Annotated in this window: 7 protein-coding genes; all 7 read left to right on the plus strand. The window is 72.4% G+C overall.

Annotated elements, in window-relative coordinates; translation table 11 throughout:
• The coding region (gene carB, locus ABWK99_RS11845; protein ID WP_372594908.1) for a carbamoyl-phosphate synthase large subunit at positions 1 to 3,032 on the plus strand (3,032 nt) is incomplete at its 5' end.
• On the plus strand, positions 3,029 to 3,874 hold the full coding sequence (gene pyrF / locus ABWK99_RS11850; RefSeq protein ID WP_372594909.1) for an orotidine-5'-phosphate decarboxylase: 846 nt from the start codon (positions 3,029 to 3,031) through the stop codon (positions 3,872 to 3,874). The genes carB and pyrF, both read left to right, overlap by 4 nt.
• Positions 3,875 to 4,001: 127 nt before the next feature.
• Positions 4,002 to 4,313: an integration host factor, actinobacterial type gene (gene mihF, locus ABWK99_RS11855; protein WP_372594910.1), complete on the plus strand. Its 312-nt coding sequence runs from the start codon at positions 4,002 to 4,004 to the stop codon at positions 4,311 to 4,313.
• Between the two features lie 8 nt (positions 4,314 to 4,321).
• Positions 4,322 to 4,936 (plus strand): guanylate kinase, encoded by a 615-nt coding sequence (gene gmk, locus ABWK99_RS11860; RefSeq protein ID WP_372594911.1) that lies wholly within the window; start codon positions 4,322 to 4,324, stop codon positions 4,934 to 4,936.
• 86 nt (positions 4,937 to 5,022) lie between these two features.
• Entirely contained in the window at positions 5,023 to 5,286 is a 264-nt protein-coding gene (rpoZ, locus tag ABWK99_RS11865) for a DNA-directed RNA polymerase subunit omega (RefSeq protein ID WP_372594912.1), read from the plus strand.
• 1 nt (position 5,287) lies between these two features.
• The gene (gene coaBC / locus ABWK99_RS11870) at positions 5,288 to 6,520 is read left to right on the plus strand and encodes a bifunctional phosphopantothenoylcysteine decarboxylase/phosphopantothenate--cysteine ligase CoaBC (RefSeq protein WP_372594913.1); all 1,233 of its coding nucleotides are present in this window, start codon (positions 5,288 to 5,290) and stop codon (positions 6,518 to 6,520) included.
• A gap of 9 nt (positions 6,521 to 6,529) precedes the next feature.
• Positions 6,530 to 6,666 (plus strand): S-adenosylmethionine synthetase N-terminal domain-containing protein (locus ABWK99_RS11875; protein ID WP_372594914.1); only part of this gene is annotated, 137 nt, incomplete at its 3' end.

The following is a 6,666-nucleotide window of genomic DNA, read 5'->3' on the forward strand; positions in this document are numbered from 1 at the left end:
AGAAGTACGGCGTGGAGATGATCGGCGTGAACACCGCGTCGATCCACCTCGCCGAGGACCGCCAGGCCTTCAAGGAGGTCGTCGAGCGTTGCGGGGCCGAGAGTGCGCGCAGCGTCATCGGCCACACGATGGACGAGGTGCTCGGCGCCGCCGAGGAGCTCGGCTACCCCGTCGTCGTGCGTCCCTCGTTCACCATGGGCGGCCTCGGCTCCGGGATCGCCTTCGACGAGGCCGACCTGCGGCGCATCGCCGGGGCGGGCCTGCACTACTCGCCCACCACCGAGGTGCTCCTGGAGGAGTCGATCCTCGGCTGGAAGGAGTTCGAGCTCGAGCTCATGCGCGACCACGCGGACAACGTCGTGGTCGTCTGCTCGATCGAGAACGTCGACGCCGTCGGTGTGCACACGGGCGACTCGGTGACCGTCGCCCCGGCGATGACGCTGACCGACCGTGAGTACCAGAGGATGCGCGACATCGGCATCGCGATCATCCGCGAGGTCGGCGTCGACACGGGCGGCTGCAACGTGCAGTTCGCGGTCGAGCCGAGCACCGGCCGGATCGTCGTCATCGAGATGAACCCGCGCGTCTCGCGGTCCTCCGCGCTGGCCTCCAAGGCGACCGGCTTCCCGATCGCCAAGATCGCCGCGCGCCTCGCCGTCGGGTACACCCTCGACGAGATCCCGAACGACATCACCGGGTCCACCCCGGCCTCCTTCGAGCCCTCGCTCGACTACGTCGTGGTCAAGGTCCCGCGCTTCGCCTTCGAGAAGTTCCCCGGTGCGGACCCGACCCTGACCACGACGATGAAGTCGGTCGGCGAGGCCATGGCCATGGGCCGCAACTTCGCCGAGGCGCTCGGCAAGGCCCTGCGCTCGATCGACAAGCCGGGCGCGACCTTCCGCTGGGGCGGGCCGGTGCCCAGCGGTGGCGCGCTGACCGAGCTGCTCGAGCAGGTGCGCACTCCGACGGAGGAGCGGCTCGTCCAGGTGCAGCAGCTGTTGCGCTCGGTCGGTCTCGAGGGTGGGACCACCGTCGAGGAGGTCGCAGCGGCGACCGGTATCGACCCGTGGTTCCTCGACCAGATCGTGCTCGTGAACGAGATCGCCGCCGAGGTCGCCTCGGCACGGGAGCTCGACCGCGAGCTGCTGAGGGACGCGAAGCGGCACGGGCTGTCCGACGCCCAGATCGCCGGTCTGCGCGGGATGAGTGAGGAGACGGTGCGTCATCTCCGGCTCGCGCTCGGCCTGCGACCGGTCTTCAAGACGGTGGACACCTGCGCGGCCGAGTTCGAGGCACGCACCCCGTACCACTACTCGAGCTACGACGAGGAGACGGAGGTCTCCCCGCGCACGCGGCCGGCCGTCCTCATCCTCGGCTCGGGGCCCAACCGCATCGGCCAGGGCATCGAGTTCGACTACTCCTGCGTGCACGCGGCCCTCGCGCTCAAGGACCGTTTCGAGACGGTCATGATCAACTGCAACCCGGAGACGGTCTCCACCGACTACGACACGGCGGACCGGCTGTACTTCGAGCCGCTGACCTTCGAGGACGTGCTGGAGGTCTACGACGCGGAGTGCGCCGTGGGGCCCGTGGCCGGGGTGATCGTCCAGCTCGGCGGGCAGACCCCGCTCGCGCTGGCCGACCGACTCGAGGCGGCAGGCGTCCCGATCCTCGGCACCCCGCCGTCCGCGATCGACGCGGCGGAGGACCGTGGCGTCTTCGGCCGGGTCCTGGCCGAGGCGGGTCTTCCCGCCCCGGCCTTCGGCACGGCACGCACGCTGGTGGAGGCGACGGCGATCGCCCACCGGATCGGCTACCCGGTTCTCGTCCGCCCCTCATACGTGCTCGGTGGGCGGGGGATGGAGATCGTCTACTCCGACGAGCAGCTCTCGGGATACGTCGAGCGAGCCCTTCAGGGCGCGCGGGACGCAGGGCAGGGACGCCAGATCCCGCCGCTGCTCATCGACCGCTTCCTCGACGACGCGATCGAGCTCGACGTCGACGCCCTGTACGACGGCGAGGAGCTGTACCTCGGCGGGGTCATGGAGCACATCGAGGAGGCCGGGATCCACTCGGGCGACTCCGCATGCGTGCTCCCGCCGGTCACCGTCTCGGTCGCCGAGCTGGACCGCATCCGGGCCTCGACGCTCGCCCTGGCCCGTGGCGTGGGGGTGCTGGGTCTGATCAACGTCCAGTACGCCCTCGTCTCGGACGTGCTGTACGTCCTGGAGGCCAACCCGCGGGCCAGCCGCACGGTGCCGTTCGTCGCCAAGGCGACCGGCGTCCCGCTCGCCCGTGCCGCGGCCCTGGTGATGACCGGCTCGACGATCGCCGAGCTGCGCGCCTCCGGGGTGCTCCCCAGCCACGGGGACGGTGGCCGGATGAGCATGGACGCGCCGATCGCGGTCAAGGAGGCCGTGCTGCCGTTCCGCCGGTTCCGCACGGCTGCCGGGGTGATGGTCGACAGCGTGCTCGGTCCGGAGATGCGCTCGACGGGCGAGGTGATGGGCTTCGACGTGGACTTCCCCGCGGCCTTCGCCAAGTCGCAGGCCGCCGCCTTCGGTGGTCTGCCCACCTCCGGGCGGGTGTTCATCTCGGTCGCCGATCGCGACAAGCGGTCGATCACCTTCCCGATCAGGCGGCTCGCGGAGCTCGGTTTCGAGATCCTCGCGACCGAGGGCACCGCCGCCGTGCTGCGGCGCAACGGGATCAGGTCGACGGTGGTGCGCAAGCACTCGGCCGGTCGCGGGCCCGACGGGGAGCCGACGATCGTCGACCTGATCACCGCGGGTGAGGTCGACATGGTCGTCAACACCCCCTCGGGTCAGGGCGCCAAGGCCGACGGCTACGAGATCCGCACCGCGACCGTCTCGGCCGACCGGGCGATCGTCACGACGGTGCAGCAGCTCGCCGCAGCCGTGCAGGCGATCGAGTCCGCACGCGGGGGGTCCTTCACCGTCTGCAGCCTTCAGGACCACGTCCTGGAGCTGCGGGACGCCCGGCTCCCGAACGTGCTGCCGGCGGCACAGTGACCGGGTTCGGGGACCGCCTCGCGGCGGCGATGGACGCGCTCGGGCCCGTGTGCGTCGGGATCGACCCGCACCCGGGGCTGCTGAGGGAGTGGGGCCTGGCGGACGACGTCGAGGGGCTGCGCACCTTCGCGCTGACCGTCGTCGACGCCCTCGCCGGACGGGTCGCCGCCCTCAAGCCCCAGTCGGCCTTCTTCGAGCGCCACGGCTCGGCCGGAGTCGCGGTGCTCGAGGAGGTCATCGCCGCGACCCGGGGCACCGGCTCCGAGATGATCGTCGACGCCAAGCGCGGGGACATCGGCTCGACGATGGCGGGCTACGCCGACGCCTACCTGCGTGAGGGGTCCCCGCTCGCCGGGGACGCCGTGACGCTGAGCCCGTACCTGGGCGCGGGGAGCCTCGCTCCGGCCGTCGAGGAGGCCCTGGCGGCCTCGCGCGGGCTCTTCGTGCTGTGCCTGACGAGCAACCCGGAGGGGGAGTCGGTGCAGCACGCCGTCGCTGCCTCCGGGGAGTCGGTCGCGGCGGGGGTCGCACGATGGGCCGCCGAGCAGAACGCCTCCCGCGGGGAGGTCCTCGGGCCGGTCGGGCTCGTGGTGGGCGCGACGGTCGGTCGGGCACCCGAACGGCTGGCCATCGACCTCTCCGCCGTGCGTGGGCCGATCCTCGCCCCAGGCGTCGGCGCGCAGGGTGCCGGAGCCGCCGAGCTGCGCTCGGTGTTCGGGCTGGCGCGTTCCGCCGTGCTGGCCTCGACCTCCCGCGGTGTGCTCCGCGCCGGCCCGGAGCGGTCCGCGCTGCGCGCGGCGGCCGCCGAGGCCGTGTCCGAGGCGGCCGCCGCCCTGCGCTGAGGACGGTCCTGCGGGCACCTCCCGGCCCTCCCGTCGTGCTCCGCAGGCGCTGTGCGTTGCCGAGCGACCCTCCGGCTCGCTAGGTTCGTCTCCGATAACCGTCGTGACCTGCGAAGAGGTGACCCGCGTGGCCCTACCCCCGCTGACCCCCGAACAGCGCGCCGCAGCGCTGCAGAAGGCCGCCGCCGCGCGGCAGGCACGTGCCGAGGTGAAGGCGCGCCTGAAGTACTCGCAGGGCTCGCTCGCCGAGGTGATCGAGCAGGGCCGCACGGATGACGTGATCGGCAAGCTCAAGGTCTCCGCTCTGCTCGAGTCCCTCCCGGGCGTCGGGAAGATCAAGGCGCGCGCGATCATGGCCGAGATCGGCATCTCGGAGACCAGGCGGCTGCGCGGGCTCGGCCCCCACCAGGCCGAGGCCCTCGTCGCTCGGTTCGGCTGAGCCGGCCGGTGACGCAGCAACCCACTCCCAGCGACTCCTCCTCGCCGTCGGGCCGGCCGGGCGGTCCCGCACGCCTCACCGTCCTCGCCGGACCGACGGCCGTCGGCAAGGGCACCGTCTCGGCGGACATCCGTCACCGCTACCCCGAGGTCTGGCTCTCGGTCTCCGCCACGACGCGGCCGCCGCGGCCAGGAGAGGTCGACGGCACCCACTACCACTTCGTCGAGGGCGCCGAGTTCGACCGCCTGGTGGAGGAGGGGGAGCTCCTGGAGTGGGCGTGGGTGCACGGCCGCAACCGGTACGGGACGCTGCGCGGACCGGTCCTCGAGCAGCTCGCCGGTGGACGGCCCGCGCTCCTGGAGATCGACCTCGCCGGTGCCCGTCAGGTCCGTGAGGCGATGCCGGAGGCGCGATTCGTGTTCCTCGCGCCGCCGAGCTGGGACGAGCTCGAACGACGACTGGTCGGCCGGGGGACCGAGGACGCGGAGGAGCGCGCCCGTCGCCTGGACACGGCGCGCGTCGAGCTCGCCGCGGAGTCGGAGTTCGACCACGTCGTGATCAACGACGACGTGCAACGCGCCACCGACGAGCTGGTCACCCTGATGGGACTGCCGACACGCTAGGATGGCTCCTAGCCTGATTCGTGCGCTAGCCGCTCTGCCGGCAGGCGCCAGCTGCAGGATCTCCCACGACCTCACGGAGCACACACATGGCCGGAACCGTCGCCGCCCCCGAGGGCATCACCGACCCGCCGATCGACGAGCTGCTCGCTGCCGCCGACTCGAAGTACGCGTTGGTGATCTACTCGGCCAAGCGCGCCCGCCAGATCAACGCGTACTACTCGCAGCTCAACGAGGGTCTCCTGGAGAACGTCGGCCCGCTCGTCGAGGCGCGGCACCAGGAGAAGGCGCTGTCGATCGCCATGCGCGAGATCAACGCCGGCCTGCTCACGGTGACCCCCACCGAGGGCTGACTTGCGCATCCTGCTCGGCGTCGGCGCCGGGATCGCCGCGTACAAGTCGGCCTTCCTGCTGCGGCTGTTCACCGAGGCAGGTCACGAGGTCCGCGTGGTGCCGACGGCTGCCTCGCTGGAGTTCGTCGGCAGGGCGACCTGGGAGGCCCTGTCGGGGCATCCCGTCTCCACGGGCGTCTTCGAGAACGTCCCGGCCGTCGAGCACGTGAGCCTCGGCCGGTGGGCCGACCTGGTGGTGGTCGCCCCGGCGACTGCCGACCTGCTCGCCCGAGCGGCCTCCGGTCGGTGCGACGACCTGTTGACGGCAGCTCTCCTGACGGTGCGCTGCCCGGTGCTCCTCGCCCCGGCGATGCACACCGAGATGTGGCAGCACCCCGCGACCGTCGCGAACGTCGCCCTGCTGCGTGAGCGTGGCGTCCACGTGCTCGACCCCGAGGACGGTCGGCTCACCGGAGCGGACTCCGGTCCCGGTCGGTTGCCCGAGCCGCCGAGCATCGCCAGAGCCGCCCTGGCCCTCGTGGCACCGCAGGACCTCGCCGGGCGCCGGGTCGTGATCTCGGCCGGCGGCACCCACGAGTCGCTCGATCCCGTCCGGTTCCTCGGCAACCGGTCCACCGGCCGGCAGGGCTACGCCATCGCCGCGGCCTGCGCGGCCAGGGGAGCGAGCGTCGAGATCGTCAGCGCGAACGTCGCACTGCCCGCACCGACCGGAGTGACGGTCGTCCGGGTGGAGACGGCCGAGCAGCTGCGCTCGGCGATGCACGCGGCAGCCGCCGACGCCGATCTCGTGGTCATGGCAGCTGCCGTCGCGGACTTCCGACCGGCTCGGCGCTCGGCGGCCAAGCTCAAGAAGGACGGCGGGGAGCCCGAGCCGCTCCGGCTCGAGCTCAACCCGGACGTCCTCGCCGAGCTCACCGCGGCACGCCGGCCGGGGCAGGTCGTCATCGGCTTCGCTGCGGAGACCGGCGACGCCGAGACCGTGCTCCGCCTCGGTCAGGAGAAGGCGCGACGCAAGGGCGCGGACCTGCTGGTCGTGAACCCCGTCGGCGAGTCGACCGGGTTCGGGGACGTGGGCACCACCGTGACCTTCCTCGACTCCCGCGGTGAGATCGTCGGCGCGGCCGAGGGCAGCAAGGACCAGGTGGCGGCCGCCCTCGCCGACGCGGCGGCGGCCGTGCTCACCGACCGTCTCACCGAGCCCGGCAGGACGGTCGCGCGAGGCGGGCTCGACTAGGCTCGCGGCATGACTGCTGCCCTGCGCCTCTTCACCTCCGAGTCCGTCACGGAGGGCCACCCCGACAAGGTCTGCGACCAGATCTCGGACGGGATCCTCGACGCGATGCTCGCGCAGGACCCGCATGCGCGCGTCGCCGTGGAGAC

The sequence above is a fragment of the Actinotalea sp. genome (assembly GCF_041597215.1).
Lineage (GTDB): Bacteria > Actinomycetota > Actinomycetes > Actinomycetales > Cellulomonadaceae > Actinotalea.

Excerpts from the sequence above, each read along its gene's own strand:
- rpoZ (WP_372594912.1), top strand. The coding sequence starts at position 5,023 with ATGGCCGGAACCGTCGCCGCCCCCGAGGGCATCACCGACCCGCCGATC.